The 26366-nt window shown below is 37.7% G+C and carries 18 protein-coding genes, 1 tRNA gene and 2 pseudogenes; 8 read left to right on the forward strand and 13 right to left on the reverse strand.

The genetic code is table 11. The features are described 5' to 3' along the window. The first annotated feature begins 3 nt into the window (after positions 1-3). Together ccmI and hemH are read left to right on the forward strand one after the other, a co-directional pair. Complete coding sequence (gene ccmI, locus ACM9HF_RS17590) at positions 4-1305, forward strand: c-type cytochrome biogenesis protein CcmI (protein ID WP_473612302.1); 1302 nt, start codon at positions 4-6, stop codon at positions 1303-1305. A gap of 20 nt (positions 1306-1325) precedes the next feature. Further along, positions 1326-2351 carry a ferrochelatase gene (hemH, locus tag ACM9HF_RS17595; RefSeq protein WP_473612305.1) on the forward strand — a complete coding sequence of 342 codons (1026 nt, stop codon included), beginning with the start codon at positions 1326-1328 and terminating at the stop codon, positions 2349-2351. 77 nt (positions 2352-2428) lie between these two features. Here hemH and ACM9HF_RS17600 read toward each other — a convergent pair whose 3' ends face one another. The 5 genes from ACM9HF_RS17600 to pepA all read right to left on the reverse strand — a co-directional run bounded on the left by ACM9HF_RS17600 (position 2429) and on the right by pepA (position 9130). Next, positions 2429-3421, reverse strand: coding sequence for a GDSL-type esterase/lipase family protein (locus tag ACM9HF_RS17600; RefSeq protein WP_473612309.1), 993 nt, complete (start codon positions 3419-3421; stop codon positions 2429-2431). Between the two features lie 201 nt (positions 3422-3622). Continuing rightward, positions 3623-3832, reverse strand: coding sequence for a cold-shock protein (locus ACM9HF_RS17605; RefSeq protein ID WP_077341370.1), 210 nt, complete (start codon positions 3830-3832; stop codon positions 3623-3625). 294 nt (positions 3833-4126) lie between these two features. Next, positions 4127-7000 (reverse strand): valine--tRNA ligase, encoded by a 2874-nt coding sequence (locus tag ACM9HF_RS17610; RefSeq protein ID WP_473612314.1) that lies wholly within the window; start codon positions 6998-7000, stop codon positions 4127-4129. Between the two features lie 64 nt (positions 7001-7064). After that, a complete protein-coding gene (locus ACM9HF_RS17615) occupies positions 7065-7550 on the reverse strand; it encodes a DNA polymerase III subunit chi (RefSeq protein ID WP_473612317.1) in 486 nt (161 codons plus the stop codon). Between the two features lie 71 nt (positions 7551-7621). Next, positions 7622-9130: a leucyl aminopeptidase gene (gene pepA / locus ACM9HF_RS17620; RefSeq protein WP_473612321.1), complete on the reverse strand. Its 1509-nt coding sequence runs from the start codon at positions 9128-9130 to the stop codon at positions 7622-7624. Between the two features lie 240 nt (positions 9131-9370). On the opposite strand from pepA, the gene lptF reads away from it, so the two are divergent. Both lptF and lptG read left to right on the forward strand, forming a co-directional pair. Continuing rightward, positions 9371-10516, forward strand: a complete 1146-nt coding sequence (gene lptF / locus ACM9HF_RS17625; RefSeq protein ID WP_473612325.1) for an LPS export ABC transporter permease LptF — start codon at positions 9371-9373, stop codon at positions 10514-10516. After that, positions 10513-11577 carry an LPS export ABC transporter permease LptG gene (gene lptG / locus ACM9HF_RS17630; RefSeq protein ID WP_473618329.1) on the forward strand — a complete coding sequence of 355 codons (1065 nt, stop codon included), beginning with the start codon at positions 10513-10515 and terminating at the stop codon, positions 11575-11577. The genes lptF and lptG overlap by 4 nt, the downstream gene beginning before the upstream one ends. Before the next feature lie 17 nt (positions 11578-11594). Here the strand turns inward: lptG and ACM9HF_RS17635 are convergent, their stop codons facing one another. Further along, positions 11595-12098: an RDD family protein gene (locus ACM9HF_RS17635; RefSeq protein ID WP_473612328.1), complete on the reverse strand. Its 504-nt coding sequence runs from the start codon at positions 12096-12098 to the stop codon at positions 11595-11597. A 261-nt stretch (positions 12099-12359) separates the two neighbouring features. On the opposite strand from ACM9HF_RS17635, the gene ACM9HF_RS17640 reads away from it, so the two are divergent. Continuing rightward, positions 12360-12444: transfer RNA gene (locus ACM9HF_RS17640), tRNA-Leu, on the forward strand. Between the two features lie 101 nt (positions 12445-12545). Here the strand turns inward: ACM9HF_RS17640 and ACM9HF_RS17645 are convergent. The 5 genes and pseudogenes from ACM9HF_RS17645 to ACM9HF_RS17665 all read right to left on the reverse strand — a co-directional run. Further along, positions 12546-12785, reverse strand: a pseudogene (locus ACM9HF_RS17645) (RNase H1/viroplasmin domain-containing protein); the annotation flags it as partial. 627 nt (positions 12786-13412) lie between these two features. Next, positions 13413-13772, reverse strand: a complete 360-nt coding sequence (locus ACM9HF_RS17650; protein WP_473612332.1) for a hypothetical protein — start codon at positions 13770-13772, stop codon at positions 13413-13415. A 36-nt stretch (positions 13773-13808) separates the two neighbouring features. Then, positions 13809-15656, reverse strand: coding sequence for a glycerophosphodiester phosphodiesterase family protein (locus ACM9HF_RS17655; protein WP_473612336.1), 1848 nt, complete (start codon positions 15654-15656; stop codon positions 13809-13811). A 50-nt stretch (positions 15657-15706) separates the two neighbouring features. Next, positions 15707-16645, reverse strand: a complete 939-nt coding sequence (locus ACM9HF_RS17660; RefSeq protein ID WP_473612339.1) for a glycerophosphodiester phosphodiesterase family protein — start codon at positions 16643-16645, stop codon at positions 15707-15709. A gap of 62 nt (positions 16646-16707) precedes the next feature. Further along, positions 16708-19359, reverse strand: a complete 2652-nt coding sequence (locus tag ACM9HF_RS17665) for a TonB-dependent receptor (protein ID WP_473612343.1) — start codon at positions 19357-19359, stop codon at positions 16708-16710. Positions 19360-19522: 163 nt separating this feature from the next. Between ACM9HF_RS17665 and ACM9HF_RS17670 the strand changes: the two genes are divergently transcribed. The 3 genes from ACM9HF_RS17670 (at position 19523) to ACM9HF_RS17680 (ending at position 23046) form a co-directional block, all read left to right on the forward strand. After that, positions 19523-20689 (forward strand): ROK family transcriptional regulator, encoded by a 1167-nt coding sequence (locus ACM9HF_RS17670; RefSeq protein ID WP_473612347.1) that lies wholly within the window; start codon positions 19523-19525, stop codon positions 20687-20689. 71 nt (positions 20690-20760) lie between these two features. Further along, complete coding sequence (locus tag ACM9HF_RS17675; RefSeq protein ID WP_473612351.1) at positions 20761-22077, forward strand: MFS transporter; 1317 nt, start codon at positions 20761-20763, stop codon at positions 22075-22077. Between the two features lie 435 nt (positions 22078-22512). Continuing rightward, entirely contained in the window at positions 22513-23046 is a 534-nt protein-coding gene (locus tag ACM9HF_RS17680) for a PEP-CTERM sorting domain-containing protein (protein ID WP_473612354.1), read from the forward strand. Between the two features lie 1073 nt (positions 23047-24119). Here ACM9HF_RS17680 and ACM9HF_RS17685 read toward each other — a convergent pair. Beyond that, positions 24120-24297, reverse strand: a pseudogene (locus ACM9HF_RS17685) (IS982 family transposase); the annotation flags it as partial. 91 nt (positions 24298-24388) lie between these two features. Beyond that, on the reverse strand, positions 24389-26263 hold the full coding sequence (locus tag ACM9HF_RS17690) for a sulfatase-like hydrolase/transferase (RefSeq protein WP_473612358.1): 1875 nt from the start codon (positions 26261-26263) through the stop codon (positions 24389-24391). Positions 26264-26366: the final 103 nt, after the last annotated feature.

The raw sequence follows: 26366 nt of genomic DNA on the forward strand, positions 1-26366 counted from the left end.
TTCATGCCAGAACTCATTATATTAATTGTTGCTTTTCTTCTCCTTATACTCGTTGTTATTTGGTGGCATTTTATTAAACAAAATAACAACGTGACTATTGTCAATAACTCACAACGTGACGATACTAATGTTAGGTTATATCACGAACATAAAGCTGAAATTGAAAACGATTTTAAACAAGGCAGTATTGATGATGAAAATTACCAATACTTAATTGCAGAATTAGATAAAAGCTTATTACAAGATATAGAAGAAAATAAGAAAGCTTCAGCTGAAGACGTGATTGAAAGCAAAACTATTTCGGTTATTTGGCCAATAATATTAACACTCTTTGTTTTGACCTTTAGTTTTGTTATGTACAACCATAATGGCGCTTACGAGCAACTGAGTCAGCCATTAAACAGTAACCAACATGCTGGTGCTGAAATGAGCGAGCAAGATCAAGCACAACAAATAATTGCTCAAATCAAATCCCTGATCGATTTAACAGTAAACGAACCTGATAATTCAGACGCTTGGTATGGCTTAGGTCAAGCCTTTATCAATATTGGTGAATTCGACAAAGCGATAGAGTCGTTTGATCAAGTTATTCGCATTGAAGGTGAATCTGCTGAGTTATATGGTGCTAAAGCTCAAGCTTACTACTATAAAGACAATCAAACTATCTCAAGTGATGTGCAAGAGTTTATTGATAAAGCGCTAGCATTAAATCCTGCTGATGCTTCAACCAATATACTCATGGGTATGCATAATTTTATGAAGCAAAATTATGCAATAGCGATTAAACATTGGGAAACGGTTATTAATGCCGGTAAACCGAATGTAAATACACAAGCGCTTAGTGAGGCGGTAGCTGAAGCTAAAAACAGGTTATTACAAGCCGCTAATGGACAAGGTATGGAACAAAGTCATCCTGTTTCAACAAATAACGATCAAACTGATACAGGGCCACAGTTAACAGTTAATGTTGATATAAGTGAAAATATTAAAGAACAACTGATCCAAGGTGAAGATAAGGTCGTATTTATCTACGCAGTATCATCAGATGCTAAACATGGCAGAATGCCTGTTGCCGCGGTTAAAATGAAAGCAAGTGATTTACCTGTAACTGTTGTGCTAAACGACAGTAAAGCAATGTCGCCACAAGCTAAAATTAGTGATGTTCCTGCCGTTAATATTTACGCGGTAATTTCTGCTAGTGGCAGTGTGGGTACTAAATCTGGCGACTTTAAAGCGGAACGGCTAAATACTGATGTGTTATCAACCGAACCCGTATCATTATTGATTGATACCATTGTTCCTTAACGAGTGTTTAGATAAATATTATGTCGAGATTTTTAGGCCGCAGTAAAGAACTTCACGATAAGAAAGCGAAAATAGGTGTGCTAGTGACTAATTTAGGTACACCTGAAGCGCCAACAGCTTCAGCATTAAGAACTTATTTAAGGGAGTTTTTATCTGATCCTCGTGTAGTAGAAATACCTAGAATATTATGGATGATTATTCTACACGGTATCATTTTACGTATTCGACCTAAAAAATCCGCCGCTTTGTATAAAAGTATTTGGACAGAGCAAGGCTCACCACTTATGGTGATCAGCGAAAAACAAAAAAGTAAAATTGAAAATGCGTTAACAGAAAAATATGGCGACAAGGTAACCGTTGCTTTGGCTATGCGATATGGTAATCCCTCAATTGAAAATGCCTTAAATACGATGCAGCAATCAGGTGTTAACGATATTATTGTATTACCTTTATATCCTCAATATGCAGGCCCTACAACAGCCTCAACATTTGATGCCGTTGTTAAAACACTTCAAAAGTGGCGTTGGATCCCAAGTTTACGTTTTATTAGCGGATACCACGACAATCCTAAATATATTCAAGCGCTTAAACATAGCGTAACTGAGCATATTAAATTATACGGTAAACCCGATAAGCTCATACTTTCATTTCATGGTATGCCTAAATACTTTTTAGAGCAGGGCGACCCTTATTATTGTTTTTGTAGTATGACCACGCGTTTATTAACAGAGTCTTTAGGTTTTGATAAAGATGACTTTGTAATGACCTTTCAATCGCGTTTTGGTAAAGCTGAATGGCTACAGCCGTACACTGATGTAACTTTAGAAAAACTAGCTAAAGAAGGCCATAAGCATGTTGCCATAATGAGTCCTGCTTTTAGTGCTGACTGCTTAGAAACATTAGAAGAGTTAGAGCATGAAAACCGAGCTGTTTTTATAGACGCTGGCGGTGAAACTTACCACTACATTCCTGCACTCAATGATGACGAACTTCATATCGAAGCTTTAGTTGATGTTATTAATGCTTCTATGCCTATTACCAAGTAAAAACGCATTTTGAGTATGCATCTACTTGGTAAAGGCTTTCTGAGTTTTAATGAATAACGGTTTAATCTCAATTTAGGCTACTTATCTAAAATTTTCGTTATTTGTTTTTCAAGTGCTTTAAGTTCTATTTTGTATTGATTCATGGGTAAACCAACAGGAAGTTTAGGGCGTGTGTGTCCTGTATAAGTTAACCACGCATCTCGAGTTAACTGCATTTTTTTGTTTGTTAGTGTAAGTAATTTTTGTGGTGATTTACTTAAGGTTTCAGCTAAAGATAGTGAGTTAGAAATATGTTGTTGATTCATTATAATTTTTTCGGGCTCAAAATAATTCATAATTAAGTCAGTTAAAAACCAGTATCCTTCGTCAATCATATGAATACCGTCATGTTGATAAAAATAATCAGGTTGGTCTTTTCTTAACGTTATAATTTGCCTGTTCATTTCGTTGTATAGGTCAATCACATGCCAACCATCTACTCTTTTTTGTAATAACCAATTAGAAAAAGATCTTAAGACTTTATCATTATAATCAAGGGCATCTATGCTCCCTTTTTGATGGTCATACATAGGCGGGGTTATATAAACTGCAGGAATATTGCGTTCGCTAATGGCTTTGTTTAACGCTAAATAACCTTGTTGGAAGCGTTTATCTTTTTTGTCGTTAAACGACTGGTATATACCACAGTTAATACCATACATAGCAATAATAAGATCAGGTTGTGTTTTATCTAAAACTGATATTAAACGGTCATGCACATACGGGCGAGGAAATGTACCGTTTGCATGTCCTGCTTCGCTTAACCCTGTAATCGTTTCGCTTGGTAAACCGACATTAATAATTTCGAATACTTTGTTCGGATAGAGCTTTTTTAACCATAACTCCGTATTAACAACCATACCGCCTTGAAAAGTAATACTGTCTCCAAGAAACACAATTCGTTTAGCTTGTTCAATAGAGGGCGCTTTTATGAATGATTTTGATGTAGATGGCTTTTGTATGGAAGTACAGCCAAAGCTGAACATTATCATAAACACATACATTAAAAATATTTTGAAGAAATATTTCATGCTGAATTCTTTATATGGATTTTATTAATTCATTCTATATGTAAACTCTGTTGTTTGTATATGATGTTTCGTATTGTTAGATAATTTGATTGGTAACGGGTATAGATTGTTATTAGACGAAGTAATTTGATGAGGAGGAACAAATAAAAAAGGTGAATCATTTCTGATTCACCTTTTTCGAATTTGTTTTAAGTGTTTAACTTAAAGAGCTGTTACGTTTTCAGCTTCAGGGCCTTTTTGGCCTTGTTTAACTGTAAAAGATACTGCTTGGCCATCAGTTAAAGTGCGGAAACCGTCACCTTGGATAGCGCTAAAATGAACAAAAACGTCAGGGCCGTTTTCTTGCTCAATGAAACCGAATCCTTTAGATTCATTAAAGAATTTTACTTTACCTGTTACTGAGTCAGACATACTTACATTTCTCACAAAAAATAGTTTAAAAACAGCCAAATGGCTACATACGGAGTAAATGCTCTCTACCTCAAAGTACAGACAGAGAAAGGTTTCCAATAACACAATAAAAGCGTTTAGGACAATCAACTATTACTAGCTAACCTTTCCTTCTTCCGAAACGCAAAAACTCAACGCGACAACATGTTATCACAAAGGTTCCCATTAATCTTTACTTTTTTATGACAAAAAAAAGCCAGCTAAGATGCTGGCTTTTAACAACTTTTTTACAAAAACGTATAGAGTTGTGTACGTTTATAACGCTTCGATTTGAGTAACTTGTTCTTGAAGCTTTTCAAGTGCTGACTCAGCTTCAGCTAATTTAGCTTTTTCTTTATTGATAACAGCTTCTGGGGCTTTACCAACAAATTTCTCATTACTTAATTTACTTCTTGTTTTATCCGCTTCTTTGTTCAGCTTCTCAATTGATTTAGTTAAGCGTGCTATTTCAGCATCTTTATCAATTAAACCTGCCATTGGAATAAGAACAGATAAATCACCAACAACCGCAGTAGCAGATAAAGGGGCTTCGTCATTGTCAGTCAATACAGTAATGCTTTCTAATTTTGCCAATGCACTTAAGAACTGCTGATTTTCATCGATACGACGTTGATCATTTGCACTTACGTTTTTAACTAACACAGGTAATGACTTACTTGGTGAAATGTCCATTTCGCCACGAATATTACGAATAGCAACAATGAACTGTTTAACCCACTCTAAGTCATCTATCGCTTGTTGATCGCATAGGTTTTCATCAAACACAGGGAATGACTGAACCATAATGCTATTACCTAATTGACTACCGTTATTTTCGATAAAGTTAGTTAATGGCACAACACGTTGCCAAATAGTTTCAGTAATATAAGGCATTATTGGATGCATTAAACGTAATAAGCTTTCCAGTACATTAACTAAAGTATGACGAGTTGCACGCTGCTGGGCTTCGTTTCCTTTGAAAAATACAGGCTTAGTGAGCTCTAAATACCAATCACAGAATTGATTCCATGTGAATTCGTATAGCGCTTGTGATGCTAAATCAAATCTAAAGGTTTCAAAGGCTTCATGTACCGTTTTAACCGTTTGTTGAAATTGACCTAAGATCCAACGATCGGCTAATGAAAACTCCATTTCCGCATTACTGTCTTTACCACAGTCATGCTCTTCGGTATTCATTAATACATAACGGCTGGCGTTCCATAATTTGTTAGTGAAATTACGGTAACCTTCAAGGCGTTTCATGTCCCAGCTAATATCGCGACCAGTAGTTGCAACAGAGGTTAAGGTAAAACGTAACGCGTCAGTACCATGTGCTTCAATACCATTAGGAAATTCTTTTTTGGTTAGCTTAGCTATTTTAGCGGCTAACTTAGGTTGCATCATGTTGCCAGTACGTTTCTCTAATAATTCATCTAAAGAAATACCATCAATCATGTCTAAAGGATCAATAACATTACCTTTAGATTTACTCATTTTATCGCCATTTTCATCGCGAATAAGGCCGGTAACATACACTTTTTTAAATGGAACTTGTGGTTTGCCACTTTCATCTTTGTTGAAGTGCATGGTCATCATGATCATACGAGCAACCCAGAAGAAAATAATATCAAAGCCTGTAACTAACACATCTGTTGAGTGGAAGTTTTTTAAGTCTTCAGTGTTTTTTGGCCAACCTAATGTAGAGAAGGTCCATAACGCAGATGAGAACCATGTATCAAGTACGTCGTTGTCTTGTTTTAAGCTGATATCTGCTGGAATGTTGTGTTTAGCTCTTACTTCTTCTTCTGTTCTGCCAACATATACATTTTCGTTTTCGTCATACCAAGCTGGAATTCTATGTCCCCACCAAAGTTGACGAGAGATACACCAGTCTTGAATGTCTTTCATCCAAGAAAAGTACATGTTTTCGTATTGTTTAGGCACAAACTCAATTTCACCTGACTTAACCGCATCTACTGCAGGTTCAGCTAAAGGTCCGGCTCTTACGTACCATTGGTCAGTTAATAGTGGTTCAATAATTACACCAGAACGATCGCCATATGGGGCCACTAAATCGTGCTCTTTAACTTCTACTAATAAGCCTAGTTCATCAAACTTTTCAACAATGGCTTTACGTGCAACAAAACGGTCTAAGCCTGCAAATTCAGCGGGTAAAGCAGTATCGTAAGCATCGCTTACTTCGCCCGTTCCGTTATAAACTTCAGCTTCTGCTAAAATTTCTGCATTTTTATTTAATATATTGATAAGTGGTAGGTTATGACGTTTACCTACTTCATTATCGTTAAAGTCGTGAGCTGGCGTTATTTTTACACAACCCGTGCCTTTTTCCATGTCAGCATGATCATCGCCAACAATAGGAATTAAACGATTAACTAACGGTAATAAAATATGCTTACCGATAAGATCTTTATAGCGTTCGTCTTTAGGGTTAACAGCTACGCCAGTATCACCAAGAACAGTTTCTGGTCGAGTAGTCGCTACAACTAAGTAGTCTTTACCCTCGGCAGTTTTTTCGCCGTTGGCTAATGGGTAACGTAAGTACCACATATGGCCTTTTTTATCTTTATTCTCAACTTCAAGATCTGAAATAGCCGTATGGAATTTAGGATCCCAGTTAACGAGTCTTTTACCACGGTAAATCAAGTCATCTTCAAATAATCGTACAAAAACTTCTTGTACGGCTTCAGACATACCATCGTCCATAGTGAAACGTTCGCGTGACCAATCGATAGAATTACCTAAACGGCGCATTTGCTTACCAATAGTGCCGCCAGATTCTTCTTTCCATTCCCAGACTTTGTCGATGAAGGCTTCGCGCCCGTAATCGTGGCGTGTTTTGTCTTCTTCTGCCGCTATTTTACGTTCAACTACCATTTGTGTTGCGATACCTGCATGGTCACAACCCGTTTGCCAAAGGGTATTTTTGCCTTGCATACGCTGATAACGAATTAACGTATCCATTATGGTTTGTTGAAATGCATGACCCATGTGCAAGCTACCCGTCACATTCGGTGGTGGAATAGCAATACAGTAGCCGTCACCTTCGCCTGTAGGGCTAAAGTAACCTTGGTCTTCCCAACTTTTATAAAGGGATTGTTCAATGTCAGAAGGAGTAAATGTTTTTTCCATCAGAATTTCCGTAAGAAGAGTGTCTTATAACTCGCTTTAGTTAAACATCGAGTTAAGTATTAATTTAAGTAATAACAGGGGCTGGTTGGCTTTCAACTAAAAATCCCCATTGCTTACAAGTTCTGTATCTGTCTCGAGCTTGCTGCTTTAATAATTCGTTTGTTGGTACAAAATCAACTACCGTTGAAAAATTATTCGTAAAATTAGGCACTGTAGTGGTTAAGTTAATAAGAACAGGGCGCCTAGTTGTTGGATTTTGCCAGCTAATTTCAACTGGAGAACCACCTCTTGGGCCTTCACCGACTAAATTATGAGCCACAAATGAATGAGGCTCAAAAGCCCATAACATTTCGTCAATATTATGAGCTTGTGCTTGATCTTGCGTATAAATAAACACTTTTTGGTTTTGTCTGTAAAAATAGGCAGCTTGCAAACAGGCTTGATGAATTAACGAGTTTGACTCGATATCAACAGTTGTATCGTTATGTACTGGCTCTTTAGAAGTGTTTTCTACTTCGGGAAGCACATAAAACATGACTTTTGTTTGCATTTAAATTACCGAATAGCTGTTAAATAATAACCTTAAGTAAAGCTAGCCGTATTCAACAACTAGCTTTAGGTTTATTCACCTTGTTCTGTACCTGATTTATTTAATAAATATTGCGTTAGCATACTTACAGGTCTGCCTGTTGAGCCTTTGTCTTTACCGCCGCTGCGCCATGCTGTACCAGCAATGTCTAAATGTGCCCAGTGGTATTTTTTAGTAAAGCGAGATAAGAAACAACCTGCAGTAATAGCACCCGCACCTTTGCCGCCTATATTGGCTAAATCTGCAAAAGGGCTTTCAAGTTGTTCGTAATATTCTTCCCATAAAGGTAAGCGCCATGCTCTATCGCCACTTTGCTCTGAAGCGTTAAGTAGTTCGTGAGCTAACGGATTATGTGTACTCATTAATCCTGTTGCATTTTTACCTAAAGCCACAACACAAGCACCTGTTAATGTCGCAACATCAATAACGGCTTCTGGGTCAAAACGTTCAACGTAAGTTAAGGCGTCACATAATACTAAACGGCCTTCAGCATCGGTATTTAATACTTCAACGGTTTGGCCTGACATAGTTGTTAATATATCACCAGGTCGATAAGCATTACTGCCTGGCATGTTTTCACACCCAGCAAGTACACCAATAACATTAATCGGTAAGTTTAATTCAGCAAGAGAGTGCATAGCACCTAAAACACCTGCAGCACCGCCCATGTCGTATTTCATTTCATCCATGCCTGCGCCGGGTTTTAATGAAATTCCACCACTATCAAAAGTTAAACCTTTACCTACTAATACAACAGGAGCTGAATCATCACCCGCGCCATTGTATTTAATGATGCTCATTAACGATTCGTTTTCTGAACCGCGACCAACGGCAAGGTAAGAACCCATGCCAAGTTCTTCCATTTCTTTTTCATCAACAACGGTTATTGTAATTTTTTCGTAATCGTTATCTAAAATACGTGCTTGTTCTGCTAGATAGGCTGGATTACAAATATTAGGTGGCATATTGGCTACATTTTTACAGGTAGAAATACCTTCAGCAATCGCTAAACCATGTGCTACTGCACGCTCTCCTAGAGGCAGTTCACGTCGAGTAGGAACGTTAAATACTATTTTACGTAGTGGGCGACGGGCTTCTGCTTTACGCGTTTTTAAACTGTTAAAGCTGTATAAACAATCTTGAGTTGCTTCAATCGCTTGGCGAACTTTCCAGTAAGTATCACGACCTTTAACATGCAGCTCAGATAAGAAGCATACAGCTTCCATTGAACCAGTTTCGTTTAAGGTGTTAATTGTTTTACTGATAATTTGACGATATTGACGTTCGTCTAATTCACGCTCTTTACCACAACCAACCAATAACACACGTTCACTTAATACGTTAGGAACATGATGAAGTAATAGCATTTGCCCAGACTTACCTTCAAGGTCGCCTCTACGTAACAAATTACTAATATAACCTTCGCTTATCTCGTCAAGTTGTTCAGCTATTGCAGATAAACGACGTGGTTCAAATACACCAACTACAATACATGCACTGCGTTGTTTTTCTGGGCTACCACTTTTTACACTGAACTCCATGGGTTCTCCTAATTGGCTATTATAAACGCTATTTTTAATTAAAAATGGTCGTTTAAACTGCTTAAAACATTAAATAATAAGGAAGATTACTTTTAAATCTATTCGCCTAAAGGCTATAATCGTCGCTGGCTTCAACAACATTATGCTTCTAGTGCACTTATTATTTAGTATGAAAACAACCAGTTTACTTAAAAATAGTGCGATTGTCAGAAAAAAACTAAGTTTTTATAGGATCTATTTGTGATTATTTTTCGCTATTTATTAAAAGAAGTCGCTAAAACGCAGCTTGCTGTATTTTTTGTACTGATGGCGATATTTATTAGTAACAAATTTGTACGTGTTTTGGACGATGCGTCTGAAGGTGGAATTCCTGGTCATTTAGTTATGATTTTCATTGGTTTAAAGGTGCCTGATTTAGCTGGAATGATTTTACCTTTGAGTTTATTTTTAGGGATTTTATTAGCTTATGGCAGGATATACGCTGACAACGAAATGGCGGTATTACATGCCTGTGGTGTGAGCGAATGGTATGTTGTTAGAGTTACGCTTATTCTTGGTTTGATCACCGCAATCGTTACGGGCGCTTTCACCTTATATTTATCACCATTTGCTTCTGAATACGAATACCAAGTTAAAGAAGATTTGGCGGCTGATTCTGGTTTAAGTTCGTTAACCGCAGGGCGGTTTCAAAAAACAGGTAACGAAAAAGCTGTGGTATTTATTCATGATAAAGACCGAGAATCTGGTGCTTTAAAAAAAGTATTTGTTGCTCAATTACCTGATAAAGAACATACCGCTGATAGTATAATTAACTCGAGTTTAGTTTATGCAGCTCAAGGACAAGTCATAGAAGAAGATACCGGCTCTCAACGACTTGTATTAACCGATGGTATTCGATACCAAAATGACGTTAAAAATAAAGAATTTCGAGAAGTCGCTTTTGGCAAATATTATATCCAGATACAAGATCAAAAAGTTGAGCATAAACGTCGTAAATTAAGTGCTATACCAACAGATAAATTATTAATTACTCAAGATGAAGAGTTTCAAAACGAATACCGTGCTGAAATGCAATGGCGAATGGCTTTTCCTATTGTATGTTTAGTGGTTACATTAATTGCTGTGCCACTGAGTACCGTTAATCCACGACAGGGCAAGTTTGGTAAAATGATCCCAGCGTTGATCTTATTTTTAAGTTATTTCTTATTATTAACGGCTTCTCGTTCAGCACTTGAAAGCGGTGCTATTCCTAATGTTATTGGTTTATGGCCAGTACACTTTTTAGCCTTTGTTTTAGGTGTTATTTTATTACTTCAAAATAGAGCGTCAGGACTAAAATTAAAATCACTTTTACCTTCTTTTCCACGTAAAAAAGCAGCTCAATAATGAAAATTCTTGATATATACATCGGTAAAATAATCGCATCGACTACCGCGACTACATTAGCGGTATTTGTAAGCTTAAGCGGTATTATTAAATTTGTAGAACAAATGAAAGCTGTTGGACGTGGTAATTATGACTTATCGCACGCGGCGCTTTATGTGTTGTATGCTATTCCCAGAGATATCGAAATATTTTTCCCGATGGCAACTTTGATTGGTGGCTTAATTGGTATTGGCTCACTTGCGAGTAATAGTGAATTAGTGGTTATGCAGGCTGCGGGCTGGTCGCGTTTAGATATTATTAAATCAGTAATGAAAAGCGCTGTTATTATGATATTGATTAGCATGGCAGTAGGCGAGTGGTTAGCACCAAGAGGTGAAGCAGCTGCGCGTGAAGTAAGAGCACAAGCCATATCAGGCGGTAGTTTAGTTTCTTCTAAAAACGGTGTTTGGGCAAAAGATGGTGACTATTTTGTTCATATCGGTGAAATTAAAGAACACGGTGAACTCACTAACATTCAAATTTATAAATTTAATAACAAACTTAAACTTTCTAGTTGGTTAGCTGCCGAAAGAGCACTTTACAAAACCGATGCTTGGGAGTTAAGCGGTGTAGTAGAAACCTTTGTAACTGATAACAATATATCATCTGAAAAGTTAGCGACAAAAGCATGGGATTCATCATTAACACCCGATAAATTAGGTGTTATTACGCCAGAGTCTTTATCTATTAGTGGCCTGTCAGACTACTTACAATATTTGGAAGATAACGATCAAGACTCAAGCCGATACTTGCTCGCCTTTTGGCGAAAAATAGTTCAACCCATTACTGTAGCTGTTATGTTATTGGTGGCATTGTCGTTTATTTTTGGCCCATTACGTTCTGTTTCTATGGGCGCACGAATAATGATGGGGGTTGCAACAGGTATACTCTTTTATATCAGTAACGAAGTGATGGGCTCAATGAGTTTAGTGTATCAATTACCGCCTATACTTGGCGCTGTGATGCCAAGCATAATATTTGTGAGTATTGCGCTGTACTTGATGCAGCGAAAACCAAATTAAATATCCATTAAGTAGGGCTAAATGTTTTTAGCTCTACTCACTTCAATAGGTAATAAAACCACCTCAGTTTGTGTAAAACGGTCTTGCAAGCTTAACTTGTTTTTTCTATCAAATATAACGGCCAAATTACCTAATCCCATTAATGTGGGTAACAATCTTTTAATGCCTGTTGTTTTAGAAATTAGCGAACCATCTTGATTTTGAACACGTAAACGCCATGCTTTCATACCAATAGTTTGACCACTTCTCGCCCAAAACCATACAAAGAAAAAAGCCACCCAAAAGAAATTCCAGAGATATATTAAACTGCTATATAAAAAGGAGTTTTCTTGTACATCAATCAAGTGCTCATATTCACCCATATCAATAAACCCCAAATGGTTAAAAAAGATAAAAATACAGAATGAGATCAGTCCAGCAACCATATAAACCGCTACAGCAGTTAAAAAATCGTATACCCAACAGGCAACGCGGCGTCTAAAGCCCGCACGAGGGAAGTCGTTATAATTAATTGAATTCATGAGAACACCTTTGAATATTTCGAATAGTTTACCAAAGTGTGTTGTTAAATCGCATTATTTTTTAGAGGATATTTATTAACGGTTAAATAAACAACATCTAAACACATTGTTTTATAAAAACTATTGCTAACACGGTGTTTTTTCGTATAATGCCGACCTCTTAATAATTTCATTGAGAAGTTGTTAAGAAAGAGTTTGTAAAGAAATAGGCTTTTACGTAAAAGATCATTTCTTTGTAAACTCACGTTTACTTCCCTTCATGCCGGTGTGGTGGAATTGGTAGACACGACGGATTCAAAATCCGTTGCCTTCGGGCGTGACGGTTCAAGTCCGTCTTCCGGTACCATTCTTTGCAAGAGACATTAAGCCGACCTAGAGTCGGTTTTTTTGTGTTTGAGATATAGTTAATTTATAGAATTAAAACCAATTTGAAGTCGCTTCAAATAATCATTCATCCCATGGAGGTCGATTGTATTTACCTTCAGCTCGCATTCTTTTTGTTTTCAATGGCTCTTCACTAACCGTGTTTTGCGGCGTTTTACTCTTTTCCTTGACGTGGTTTTTGTAGGCTCTTCGAGCGGCAGCCTTGCTTTCGAAACCTTTATGCTTGCATCCTGAGTAACCGTGAACTTGTTTATTAGTATCTTCCCAGTTGTCGTAAATGCCGGGTTGGCGGCCTTCGAAAACAACATAAGCTTTAAATCTGCTAAAATGGGTGTGTTAGAAAAATCACTTGCCATTAAAAACCACTGCAGTCCTTAGCAAAAAACAGCCTTAATGCGTATCTAAATCCGACTAGTCAATCAGAATAATAGGGCGTGACGAAGGATTCACATATTGCGTATTGATTACGCGATAGATAGGTAATTGTTCATTCACAATATGTTTATTAGACAACAAACGGTCGGCTCGTTTGATGCGATGTTTTTCATATGCTGAAGATGAAATCCTACGTCAGAGGTTACACTGGCTGTAGCTCCATTTAACAAACTGCTCACACAACTCGTTAATGACGCTCGTCTAACTTTATGCATTTTAGGCGTGACAGCTGTAAGAAATTTCTTCAAAATAACAACTTCATTCATGGTATTAGTCTTTAGTGATGTTTGGCGATTGATCTGATCACCAAATACCTTGAATGTTCCAAATTATTTTAACAATGACTCACCACCTTATTTCGTGGGGATACCTCAGACCCTGATCCCAGATACTTTAACCTCAGATACTTTTGACATTGATAAATCTTAAATAACAAGAGCAAGCAATGCATGCTCTTGTTTAAATAATGATTATCTTTGGCCTAACATACTCTCCTTATTTAAACACATATACGCCGGTAAAGCCTTGGGTACTACAATTACCATGATAATTGGCAATTGTGACAATACTGCCATTTATCATCGCCATTTGGAGTTGCGTTACAAATACTCTACCTACAGTATCATCCAAATCGTAACCATTAGAGTGAGCATTAAGATTATGCCTCTGTGTTAGGTCATTAACTGGCGATACCGTTATACTAAGAGCTGGATTGAGATGGTTGGATTGTGAAGAGCCGGTTCTTATTTCTTGAACGTACAATTTGTCTGTTCCGTTAAACTGACAGTTGTCAGCAAAGGCAGAATTATTCAATATAAGAGCTGAAAGCATGCCAGTTAAAATTTTAATTTTCATAGTATTTTCCTTTGATTAATAAATGTTAAATTTATATTAGTTCGCTAAAACGATCGTGGGTGGATTGGGTTGTAATTTCAATAGCGGCATTAATTTGCGCTGTAAAGCAATTGAATTTGTAAGTGAGTTATTCAGGATAGCATCTCTTGTTTCTTCTCTTAAGGCGAACATTACACGGTCTGCATCATCAATAGTCAGGATTTGTACCGATTTGAACTTATCAGCCAAACACCCGTAATTACTCACAGTTACCGCATATTTACCCAAGCCATCATCCTTAAAGTTATAACCAATCACAGCGCTGTTATCCAAGGATGCACCATCCAGACATTTGGCTATTTCCTGAACACCATACTGGTTAGCAAGCGCAAAATGCGAGTTACCTTTAAGATCGATCAGACTCTTAATATTAAAGAGATAAGAAGCAGAATAGTCACAATGTCCAGTTGATGGATAACAATATGGGTTAGTGTAGACCGAAAAATTCTCTGAAATTTGGCGAACATCCGGTGGACGCCATGAGGTCACCCCTAGTCCATTATTGATATTATAAGCATAGGTGGGTAATCCTTGGGTATCGGCTACTTCAAAACCAATAACAGCTGGTATAGGTTTTGAAGTATGTGAAGTTGTATTACTCAACCAGTTTTGCAGGTAATTTTGATTATTGACCTGGTCGGTAAGAGCCGGATAACCGTTAATCGTATTGGTATCCGGGCCAGGCAAACCGCCAGGATAAACCGTCGCTGAACCAGGTGTGACACCATACAGTAAACGGCTTGATAAAACCGGTATCCAATAATAATTGGCCCAAGCAGAAATGTGTGAGGCAAGGGTGTTTCCGTTCCCCGTCAGACCATCGGGATAAACATTGGCAAAGGGTTTTAATACAACCCAATGCTTAGCTGCCACCCCTTTACAATTATAAATGGAATCGATTGCTTTAATTGCCGCAGCCACCTCATCCTGATGGCGTAAGTCTAACACGACAACCATACCCGGATAATGTTGTCCTATAAAGTTGAGTGCTGTTGAAATATTAGTAATATATGCGGTACGACTGTTTGAAACAGAAAAAGCATGTGTATCCCGAGAAAATCCTCTTAGCCGATAGCTTATCGAGGTATCTATTAGTGCGGGATTGAAATTACTCATAGTGGATCTTGATACGGTAGTGGAAGTGTAAGGGGGGAGCTCCTTGGATGGGTAATAAGTGTATAGATCACTCGAATTATGACCAAGACCGCCACCACCTATATCATTAACGGTAAATACGCCCCCTGTATAAGTGTTATTGGCATTTTTAATAACTGGTGGATCAATTAACGGATCCCAATTGTATATTGTTGAGATGTATGACGTTCGGCCAATAGTATAATCGTGCATTAATACCAATTGATTGTTTAGGTCCATATGCACATCCAGCTCGATTAACTCAAAGTTTCTCACACCGGCTTCGATAATCGCCTGAATGGAATTTTCGGGTACCGCATGAGCATTCTCATATATTTTTCCATGTACTCCTCTATGGGCAGAAAGCAACCATTTTTCATTGTGTGCCTCTATGCTCTGGGAGTCATCAAAACGTTTATCCCAAGTACTTTTATCTTGGTTAATGAATTCAATGATTTTATCTTCATCAAACTGCGCATTACCCGGCCCATAATTACATTGGCCATTTTCAGGCTGCACTGCCCACTCGGTAAAACCAGGGCCTGATTGAGGTGCAGGCAGCATCTTAGGATCATTTTTTAATGTGGTGTAATAGCGCTTTGCGATGGTATCGGCTTCATTCGTCATAGAGGCCATCACAGGTAAAAGCCCTTGCACTGTAAAAATGCTGATTAAAGCAGTATATAACCACCTTTTTCGTTTATGTAACATAACACTTTCCTTTTAGTATTTTAGGGAGATTTTGTTTCTAATGATGTTTATCAAGGGTGTTTCACCTCCTGTTGCATGCAATCATCTGTTGATAGTTTGCGTTGTCTTTTCGATGTTAAATAATCAATTAACAGTTGTGGTTGATCGGTTTGGATAATGTTGACTTTGGCATTAGCAAAAGCGTTATATCCAGCTTCTGTGTCTACATCCGCCGCTATTTGATCTGGTCTGCCTAAAGCATTTACCCAAACGGCACTACCTTGCTTATTCAGCTTTTCACTCAGCTTGGCTGACGTATATGAGGGCCGTAAATGAACCATCTTGAAGCCATTTTTTACTAACAAATCCGCTTGCTCTGGACTCTCAGCCATTGGCATTAACCAGGCGTCAGGTAAATGGGGTAATATTCGCGCCAGTACAGCCGGTTGTTGGTGATAAAAAGAGAGTTGCTTATCCATTCCCGCCAATTTTGCTAGCTTGGCGATGGCCGCGAGGGTTTTATCACTGTAATCTTTTAAATCAAGATGGGTGATAACGCCCCTTTTAGCAGCTTCAAACACTTCAGCTAAAGTAGGGATTTTAAGTGCCGACACGCTGCCATCGTTATTCAGTAAATTAACCTGTTTTAATTCAGCTAGGCTCATCTTTGCCACTGCGCCCTGACCATTGGTAGTGCGATCAATCGTTTCGTCATGCATCAGCACCAATGTACCGTCTTTACTCAGTCGTACGTCTAGTTCGACAAAATCTACGCCTAATGCAATCGCATCTTTTATGGCTGACAATGAATTTTCAGGGGAATGCTGATGGGCCCCTCGGTGAGCAGCCACTAAGACATGTTTAGCTGATGGGTGATTTAATACTTTTAGAATTTGCTCAACACGGCAGTTGTTTTGCAAAGTAGAGACTACATGGGGTTGCGCACTAGTCGTGGCTGCAACGAATACTTGTAGATAAATTAACAATGCAATTTGTAGGATTTTATTCATTTTTATCTCTTTAAAAAGGCCTGTTAACTCAATAACAGGCCAGTGCTCTATTTATAATGGATTTAAAAATTGTAGCTAAGGCCCAGCTGAAAGGTTCTGCCGCTTTGTAATACACCTTTAATACGGGTTTTATCATCTTGAGTAAAAGAGCGAATTTGCTCGTTGCTTAGATTAAGCGCATCTAATCTGATTTGAAGGTGTTTAGAAATAGCGTAACCGGCTGAAAAATCGAGTTGACCATAGGCATCACGATAAAGTGGTTGTCCAGCAGTACCTGAAGCATTGAGTAAATAATCTGTACGCCAGTTATATGCTAGCTTCATCGAAACTGGCTCAGCGTCATAATACAAAATTGCGTTGTAACTACTTTTTGATAAGCCAGGCAATTGAGAAGCTAGAATAATGCTGCTCTGTGTTTGCTCATTAAATTCAGCTGAGCTATCGGTAAAGGTCGCGTTAAGTGAGATCCCAGCACCTTGGAAGTTCTCAGGTAAAAATCTAAATGGCGAAGTAAAACCAATCTCAAAGCCAGATATTTTGGCTGATTTTCCGTTTGTTGGGGCGCTGACATACACTGCATGTAAATTGCCATCTGGATCAGGTAGTTGAACTTCAGTAGTGGCAGACTCCACGAAACCATTTAGTTCTTTTTGAAAATAAGCCACGGTAAATGCCGCACCTTCAGCAAAATACCACTCTAAACCAATGTCATAATTAGCCGCGGTAAAAGGGTTAATATCGGGGTTACCAGATTTGCCGGTTAAAGTGCCAAAATTAACGTCAATGGCTGGCGCAATATCCGTTAGGTTTGGTCTAGTCAATGAACGATAAGCGGCAAAACGCGCAACCAATTCTTGGTTAATATCCCATTTCACATTTAAGCTGGGAAGCAATTCATTGTAATCTGTTTCGATACTGACAGGATATTCGCCTGTATCTGTATCCTTACCTGTACCGCTAGAAGTTTGGTTGGTTGCAACATAACGCAGACCCAAATTACCCGAAATATTATCGCCTAATACAAAATTAGTCATAACATAGGCAGCAGTAGTACTTTCTTCTATCTCAAAACTGGCTGTCGCCTTAATTTGTGGACTAAGAGGATTTGTATTCAGAACATCGTCTACTAATCTGCTGTAATCAATTGAGATGATGTTCGCTGGGTAACTAGCAGGGCTGCCGTCTACCGTGAAATCTTTGACTATCAAGTAGTCGGCGATATCGCCACCGAAATCTGGGGATTTTCTCTTATCTTCAAACTGTGAACTGCCTTTTTTTCTGTCACTTAAATGCAGTCCAAAATCAATTTGTTCAAAAAATTCAGAATCTAGTAAATAGCTAAAATCAAGATTGATATTTTGTTGTTTATCTTTGTTTAAGCTTGGTAGATTGCGAATTTCCTGCAAGATACTGTAAGAATTAACGTCACCAATAGCCATCCCTGATGTTGTTGGTGTGAAGGTAACAAAGTCACCAATCATCTCATAAAATATAGCTGTATTTGCACTTCGGATGTCTACAGCTGTCCAATCATAAAAATCTTCTTCAGCATCGGCATAACCGAGAGTCGTCGTCATCATTAACGCGTCGGTTAAGTCAGCATCTAGCTTAAAGCTAGTTTGAAACAAGTTAGTGTCTACGCCATACTCATAACCTAACACACGCATAAAATGAGATTGTTCAGGAAAAGTACCAGAAACAAAGCGTTGATCTTCACGTTGTAAGTCTTCAGGAATATAAGTCGCAGGGTAACCCTCAATCGGATAATCATTTCGGATCTGTTCACCGGTATGATCGGTTTTCGCGTATATTGCATCCCATGTTATTGATACATTGTCAGAGATCTCTCCTTGCAGGGTGAAGGTAGCATTTAATCTTTTTTGTTGGCGGTTATTGGCCATATTTCGAGGATCGCGTGGAATATATAAATCGGCAATGGCGTCAATTTCTTCTTGCGTATACGTACCATTTGCAGGGTCAGCATTAGCACCCATTGACATGGTTAAAGGCACCCAAGTAGAAGTATCAGCCATGTATTCTGTTTTAGTGGTATCTGAATATGCCAGCCCCAACGCTATACCAAATTTGTTGTCACTAAATTGATCGACATATAAAGCAGTAAACTTAGGATCCGTCTTTTCACCTAAATCGTTATAAACTGCTTTCGCACCTATGTTGATTAACTGCTTATCGTAATCAAGCGGTTTATAAGTGCTAAGTTTCACCGTACCTGCTAACCCTCCTTCAATATCTTTAGCCGTCAAACTTTTATTGACCACTGCGCCAGAAAAAAGCTCTGAAGCCAATAAGTTAAAGCTGAATCCCCGCTCTTGTGCAGGTGTAATTGTTTGAATGCCATTTACACTCACTCCTACAAACTCAGAACTTAAGCCTCTAACATTAATTGAACTGGCTTCACCAACCGCAGTTGATTGACCACCACCTTCAATGCGGCTTACTGTAATACCGGGAATACGTTGCAACGCTTCGGCTAAGTTCAAGTCAGGAAATTTACCAATGTCTTCTGCCACAAGTGCATCCGCGAAAACGTTTGATTCACGCTTGACATCCATCGCTTTGGCCAAACTGGCTCTTACCCCAGTGACTTCTATTCTCTCTACTTGTTCATCATTGGAAGTTTCTTTAGCCAGTAAAGGGCTAGAAGCAACTAAAGCTAAGCCACAAGCGAATGCAATTTTGTTTTTGTTAAACATTTCTTTGTCCATTTGAGTAATTGATTGGCAATATATTAATACTTACAACGAGTAGGTTTTATTAAGGTTTTGTGAATTTTACTTACACCGAGTAAATAGGTTGGATACTTGTCTCACTTTTGCTAAATTATGTTTTAAATAAATTTGATGAATGCATACCAATTTGAATACATTTTCACATGACCAATTAATTCACCCTCGTTTTTTTTCTCGAGGCCAACTGAGCCTTGTAAATGATAGTGAGGCCATTGTTTTAGGACAATTACTCCGATGCAAAGAAGCAACACAGGCGGGCTTAGGGGATGGACTAACATTTTCTCAGCAATCAATATCGAGAATGCTAACCACGTTACAAGCTCGAGGAATGGTGATTAAAGGAGCTGCCGGTAAAAATAACCGAAGGGGACAACCTAGTTTCAAATTTTATCTCAATCCACAATTTGCTTATTCGATTGGTATTTCGTTAATGGCTAAAGGAGTCTCATTGGCTCTCATTAATTTTGCCGGCGAAGCGATTGATTATTTCACACCATCGATTGATAACATGGCCAGAGACAATGTATTTTCTGTAGTAACTAAAGGTATAAGTACACTGCTAAATAACAATCAACTCGATTTAGACTGTATTTTTGGTATTGGTCTTAGCGTTACTGGTTTTTATACCGATTCTCAGTCAGCAATGTTTAATACACCGGATTCACTCAACGATTTTGCCCTAACAGATCTCAATGCACTTTTTTCGAAGGCACTTAATTTACCCGTGTGGTCTGATAATGATGGTAATGCAGCAGCTATTGCTGAAAGTATAGGTGGTATAGGAAAGACATTACAAAGCTTTGCCTATTTTTACTTTGCCACAGGAATTGGTGGTGGTGTGATAAATAAACGAGGTTTGTTTAAAGGTATTAATGGTAATGCTGGAGAGTTTCGCGCGATTTTGCCCACTGAAGGTTACCTATCTCCTACGTTAGAGTCTTTGAGAATGAGTGTAAATAAACACGGCAGCCACTTTAAAACAGTCAATGAGCTTGTTGACAATTACTCTGATTCTTTGGCAGGTATAGAAGAATGGATAAGTGATGTTACGCCATCACTTTCACTTATGGTATCAGCCACGTCGGCTGTGTTAGATACTGAAGCGATTGTATTTGGCGGTATTATTCCTAAACAATTGGCTGAGCGATTGATTGCTGAACTGAACTTTTTTGATATTAATCGGCGTGGTGTAAAACGTAAAACCGCGAAAGTAATCACCTCAGAATTAGATTTCGATGCCGCCACCTATGGTGCCGCACTATTACCTTTTACTCAGCGATTTTTTCATTTTTAATTTAACATGACATAATACTTTAATATTGTACTGGTAATGTTCTTCTCGCTACATTTTAATGAATTTGTAAAATGATTAGAACCCAAGTTTTGTACGCTAGTGGTAATATGGGGAAGTCGTCAGTCGCTTCTCTATTTGATATCTTTGCGTTGTTTTATTTTACTGATGTACTTGGTTTCTCTGGCATCGCGGCAGGGAATATTATTTTATTATCTCTAATTTGGGATGGCTTGACAGATCCATGGATTGCAGTCATTACTGATAAGCTTCGAGATAAGTTTACTACCGTCAAAATTTATTTCTTGATTGGAGTACCAGCAACAGCACTGTTTGCAGTTTTGTTTTTTCATTCTGGTTATATCCCTGAAAAATACCGATTTGTATTTGCTGTAACATCACTTTTCTTATTCAGAGCGGCTTATACTATTGTTGATATTCCCCATAATGGTCTATTAAGTTTTATTGTTAATACTCCAAAAGATAGAACGAATGTTGCGGGTATGAGAATTTTTTGTAGCGCATTAGGTCGAGCTCTTGTCACTATTACGTCTGTTCATATTATCGTTGGAATTGCCCCTAACGAATTAAACGCTCAATTTGGCCAAGCTTCACTTCTTTTAGCATTAGTATTTCTATGTATTATGACTTTGTGTTTAAGTTCAATAAAACACATACCGATAGTCCATGAAAACGAGAAACTAAGCGGTTTCAAGTTAACTGATATAATTAAGGAAATATTTCACAATAAACCCCTTGCAATCGTATTTGTGATGTCCGCTATATCTTCGTTGACCACCCATACAGTTAGCACAGTCATTATCTATTTTTCTAAGTATGGATTAAATAACGAATCAATAGGAGGAATGGCATTAACCGTTATGACTTTCGCTCAAGCTGTCTCGTTAATTTTTTGGGTGTTTTTCACCAATAAATTGACTGATAAAGCTTTAAGTGCTCAATTTGCTAATGGGCTATTAGTTATAGCAATGATGCTAGCTCTTCTGGGTATGTCATCTGATAAATCTCTGTATATCGTATGTATATTAACTGGGATAGCGACTAGTGGTATATCCATGCTGAATTGGTCTTTGCTGCCAGATGTATTAGATGCTAATTCAAAAAGTGAGGGTAGGAGATACGACATCAGTGTTTTTGGTTTTTTTACTCTGACAAACAAAATATGTAACGGTGTAGCAATTGCCTATGTTGGCTGGATACTTTCTTTATTTGAATACTCTGCTAATTCAAAAACTGCCTTTGAAGTCATTGACCAAATAATATTTTTTATCCTAATTACTCCATTTATTGGTGGAATTATTTGTTTTATTTTATTAGGAAAACTGAGAAAAGATCACAGGCTAATTCTAAAACTACTGAGTAGTTCGTGATATTTAGTTTTGCAATAGACTCACTGCATTAAAGGTCTGTTATCGCTTCACTTTTGCCAATTGACATATATTATTTATGTCCGCTTTTGGCCGATTGCTGACATTTCAATATTTCGTTTTTATGACTTCTTGGTGCGCAGAGACGACATTAACAGGTAGTTATAGCTAACGTCCGCTGCAAGCTCGCATAGCTGTCGTTTCAAGTATCAAAATTAAAAACAAAAATATACTTCAAACGCTCTGACCCCATTGATTACGTGACTGGACAAGTGTCAAATTATTTTACATTTTTTAATTTAGTGATTAACTAATTTTAACTACCACACTGAAAATAAATAGTTTTTATTCTTTGGTATGATATGTGCTCGTGTACAGTTAGAAGTAACAAAAACATTTACATTCTCTTTCAAGGAATGTATTACAAAGGAAAATACGATGAATATAAAAATGTTAAAAGCGGCTTTGGTTGGTTTGGTTTTATCTGTTAGTGGTTTTGCTAATGCTGGAATTATTTATGACTTTCAATGTAACGACGCGACATGTGGAGGAGTAGATGATTGGGGCGGTTATTTTGAAATAATAGAATCAGCTGTTGCAAACCAAAGTTTAACGGGTACTTCTGAAATTATTGATTTTGTATTCATGAGTCCTGACAAAGGAGGTTTAACATTTGTTTTGGCTGGCTTGTCAGACGATATTAAAATAACATTTTCTGCTGATGGAAACCTAATAACATCCATTACTGATAACGGCGTGAACGCAGATTGTAATGCAAGCGGACCAGAGGCGTGTTTTACTAATGGTCTTGATGCATTATTTGTAAGTGAAACCTTTGTAAATGATGTAGGTTTTAACAGCCAACAAGGGCAGTGGATAGCAAGAACTCAAGTACCAGAACCATCTACCCTTGCCATCCTCGCATTAGGCGTTATGGGTTTAGCATCACGTCAATTTAAGAAACAATCTTAATAATTTCTTTGTAGCAAATTCTAGAAAAACATCAATTGTCAATATTGGTGTTTTTTTGTGTTTGGAGATTAATAATCTATTTTTTTCATCAATAAACCATCAGCATAGGATACTTAATCCTATGCTATACCATGAATATAAAACCTTCTAAGGCTTTAATTTACGATTAAGCACTACTAGCATCATTTTTATAGTTTTTGACAACAATTCATTCCCGTAAAATATTTCCTTTATCGAATAGCTACGAAAGAGTTGTAGTTAGATAAACAAAGAATAATGTCAGCTTTCTAACTTTAAGCAGGCTATTTCAATGTCATTATTTTATAATGGAAAGGGTCTTCAGTGTGGCAGTAGTTATCCTTTCAAACTAAGCCTGAATCTCCGCTTTTGGCTAACTCAAGAAGTATCTAATGATCACTAGCTTAATGTTAACAAAGTGGCATTACTTAGCATTAATATGTTAAATACCAACGGCAGGAATGAGCTTAAACCAGCCCTACAGGCTTGTAGTGAATTTGGTTAATGTCAGCTTTTGGCTATAAGTTGACCTAAAGAAGAATTAAACGCTAACGTCAACAAAGCGCACAAAGTGATCGTTAATATTTCAAACGTGAACGACGGCAATGGTGGCACACTAGTCTGTTGAGTTTAGGAGTTAAGCTATAGAAGATACTCTAGATAATTTTATTTAAGATTCTTACTTAGTATTATCCATCTCCTTAAACGTTAGGTGATACAAATGACAAAGAAAAAGCGTCCCGGTTTTAGTCCTTAATTTCGTTTAGAAACAGCATGATTAGTGATTAATAATGGTTATATTCTCGAAGATGAAGCGAAAGCGATGGGGTTGCTTATTCCACCGTTAGCAAATGGGTTAAGCAGTTAAAAGAAGAGTGAAAAGGTAAGTAACCTAAGCGACTTATATGTTCCCTGAGCAATTAAAAATAAGTGAATTTGAAAAAAAGTTTGAACGTATTGAATGAGAAAAGGGTATATTAAAAAAGGCTACCGCTCTGTTGATGTAGACTCACTGAACAATTATTATTAACTTGAGAGGGCTTAAGCGACGACTCTTAAGCGACAACCATAGTGTTTAGCTTTAGATCAGGTCGATTAAGGCTTGGCTTGTTTTCTTTAAAACAACAAACCATTAATCCCGTCATTAAAAGTAAGCATTAAGCCATTCATATTCCTATGTTTTGAGTGTTCAATAAACGAAGTATTCTTTAATTGGTCGTTTATAATATCTACTCGTCATTCGATTGTTTTAACATTTGTTAAATTATTTCTCATACCTAGTTCGATATTGCTGACAATAAACTAGGTATGAGTCGGTATGTGGCTAATAATTAGGTCGTTGCAAATGCTTTATATTTTTTGCAGGAATTAAATCCATTGGAATGTCGATACGCTTGTCATCGGCACCGGCAGCAAAGTTGCTGATGTTATAGCTATTTAACGTCGACCAGTCCATTTCAACTCGACCATCCCCTAAGACAATATTACCAAGCTTCTCTCTAAACCAATTTGCTAATGGTAAGTATTGAATGGTATATGCGATGTTGTTACGCTCAAGTGGGTCATTGCGTAAATCATATAAGGCAAGATCTACTTTTAAAGGCTCTGCTGTTAATGCCCAAGTAATGTTGTCGTTCAGTAGTGGTGTTTTCGCTACCGTTCGGCGATCACGAGTACGCATTGAAAAAGCGAAATCTTTTGTGCGTAAATAAGCACGATGGCCTGATACTAAATTCATTTCGCCGACAATATAATCACGTTTAAAATGAGTGTCATTGGCGACAACCTCTAAATCGCTACCGTCTAAATAGTTATAGCGTGCTTGATTAATGTCAATATCGGCTGCCGCCATCATAGTTGGCGCAAAATCAACATATTCAACTAATTTATCGACGATTTTACCTGCAGGGTATTTTTTCTTATCCGAAGAAACGACAATCACGGCGCCATTTAAAGATTCACGCCACGATCCAAATTTTGCCATGATCCCTTGTTCTCCTAAATGCCAACCATGATCGCCCACGGTGAAAACAATTAAATATTCACGGCCTTGTTGTTTCGAATGTGCCTTAAATGCCTCTACAGCCTCACCAATTAATGCATCGCCGAAAGCGGTAAACGCATAATAATCACGAATCGCTTGTTGTTTTTCATCAACGCTCATCATATCGGTTTTTGATTCATTATAAATTTGCATTTGTTGCGGATTAAATGTTGATAATTCATCGCTATCAAATGCCGGTAATTTGTATACTTTATCTTTAAATTGATCACGGAATTTTTTCGGTGGCATCACGGGGGTATGCGGTAAATGAAAACCTAGATTGACGAATACTGGCTTATTTTTATCAGCACTTTTTACTTTTCGGCCGGACAGGGTTTTATAATTTTTCCCTGTATTGGTTAAATAATTTTTAAACTCTTCTACGATGCGTGCATCAACAGTTTTATCAGCAGGTTGAGGGTTAACACCACCTAGAATTAAGCCTTTATTAATACGCGTATAAGCACGTAGAATATCAAATTCTTCTTCTACTTCATCAACAACTTGTTGTTCTTGTTTGGTTAACTGGCGATGTTGTTTTGACAACACATACGTTTTTTTACGGCCGTCAGGATAATAAACCGTTTCAGTGCTATCTCGGCGCAATAATAAGCCATCAATCAAACCATAAGCGCCAGTTTGATAAAATCCGCCAAAGCCCTGGCTATATAGATCTCGATTAAATTCAATTTCCAAATCAAAAATATTACTTTTGCCTTTAAACTTTTCTCGAATACCGTGATGAGTTTTACCTATAATTGCTGTGCTATAACCGGCATCTCGTAAGCTTTGTGAAACAGCCGGTGTGGCAATATCAGTTTGTTGATGCACTTGTTCCCATGCAAATTTTCCGCTGCGAAACGGATATTTACCAAGATGCATAGAAGTACGCGACGGCCCACAAGCTGGAGATTGATTATACGCTTTGGTATATAGCACACCTTCAGCTGCGAGCTTGTTAATATTGGGGGATGATACATAGCCTAATGGGCTTTCACTTTTACCTATGGTAGCGCGGTTATAAGCTTCGATAGAGTCTGGTCGATGGTCATCAGTAATGATCCAAAGGATATTCGGTTGAGATTCTTTAGCCAAACTTGACTGACTAATTAAAAAAGTAGTTAACAATAAGAGTTTGCTAAAGTTTTTATGCATATTCATTCCTTAATTGATAAAATCTGAACTCAAGAGTTCAATGTATTATGTTTGGCGTTATTCTTTTGCTATTACGCCTTGTTTGAGGTCGTCGCAAAACAGT

The organism is Colwellia sp. RE-S-Sl-9 (genome assembly GCF_048296855.1).
Taxonomy (GTDB): domain Bacteria; phylum Pseudomonadota; class Gammaproteobacteria; order Enterobacterales; family Alteromonadaceae; genus Pseudocolwellia.

What these genes read in the sequence shown, in the direction of transcription:
- ccmI (WP_473612302.1), top strand. Translation starts at nt 4, where the DNA reads ATGCCAGAACTCATTATATTAATTGTTGCTTTTCTTCTCCTTATACTC.
- ACM9HF_RS17675 (WP_473612351.1), top strand. Translation starts at nt 20,761, where the DNA reads ATGATTAGAACCCAAGTTTTGTACGCTAGTGGTAATATGGGGAAGTCG.
- hemH (WP_473612305.1), top strand. Translation starts at nt 1,326, where the DNA reads ATGTCGAGATTTTTAGGCCGCAGTAAAGAACTTCACGATAAGAAAGCG.
- pepA (WP_473612321.1), bottom strand. Translation starts at nt 9,130, where the DNA reads ATGGAGTTCAGTGTAAAAAGTGGTAGCCCAGAAAAACAACGCAGTGCA.
- ACM9HF_RS17610 (WP_473612314.1), bottom strand. Translation starts at nt 7,000, where the DNA reads ATGGAAAAAACATTTACTCCTTCTGACATTGAACAATCCCTTTATAAA.
- ACM9HF_RS17660 (WP_473612339.1), bottom strand. Translation starts at nt 16,645, where the DNA reads ATGAATAAAATCCTACAAATTGCATTGTTAATTTATCTACAAGTATTC.
- ACM9HF_RS17600 (WP_473612309.1), bottom strand. Translation starts at nt 3,421, where the DNA reads ATGAAATATTTCTTCAAAATATTTTTAATGTATGTGTTTATGATAATG.
- ACM9HF_RS17650 (WP_473612332.1), bottom strand. Translation starts at nt 13,772, where the DNA reads ATGAAAATTAAAATTTTAACTGGCATGCTTTCAGCTCTTATATTGAAT.
- ACM9HF_RS17690 (WP_473612358.1), bottom strand. Translation starts at nt 26,263, where the DNA reads ATGCATAAAAACTTTAGCAAACTCTTATTGTTAACTACTTTTTTAATT.
- ACM9HF_RS17605 (WP_077341370.1), bottom strand. Translation starts at nt 3,832, where the DNA reads ATGTCTGACTCAGTAACAGGTAAAGTAAAATTCTTTAATGAATCTAAA.
- ACM9HF_RS17635 (WP_473612328.1), bottom strand. Translation starts at nt 12,098, where the DNA reads ATGAATTCAATTAATTATAACGACTTCCCTCGTGCGGGCTTTAGACGC.
- ACM9HF_RS17665 (WP_473612343.1), bottom strand. Translation starts at nt 19,359, where the DNA reads ATGTTTAACAAAAACAAAATTGCATTCGCTTGTGGCTTAGCTTTAGTT.
- ACM9HF_RS17680 (WP_473612354.1), top strand. Translation starts at nt 22,513, where the DNA reads ATGAATATAAAAATGTTAAAAGCGGCTTTGGTTGGTTTGGTTTTATCT.
- ACM9HF_RS17615 (WP_473612317.1), bottom strand. Translation starts at nt 7,550, where the DNA reads ATGCAAACAAAAGTCATGTTTTATGTGCTTCCCGAAGTAGAAAACACT.
- ACM9HF_RS17655 (WP_473612336.1), bottom strand. Translation starts at nt 15,656, where the DNA reads ATGTTACATAAACGAAAAAGGTGGTTATATACTGCTTTAATCAGCATT.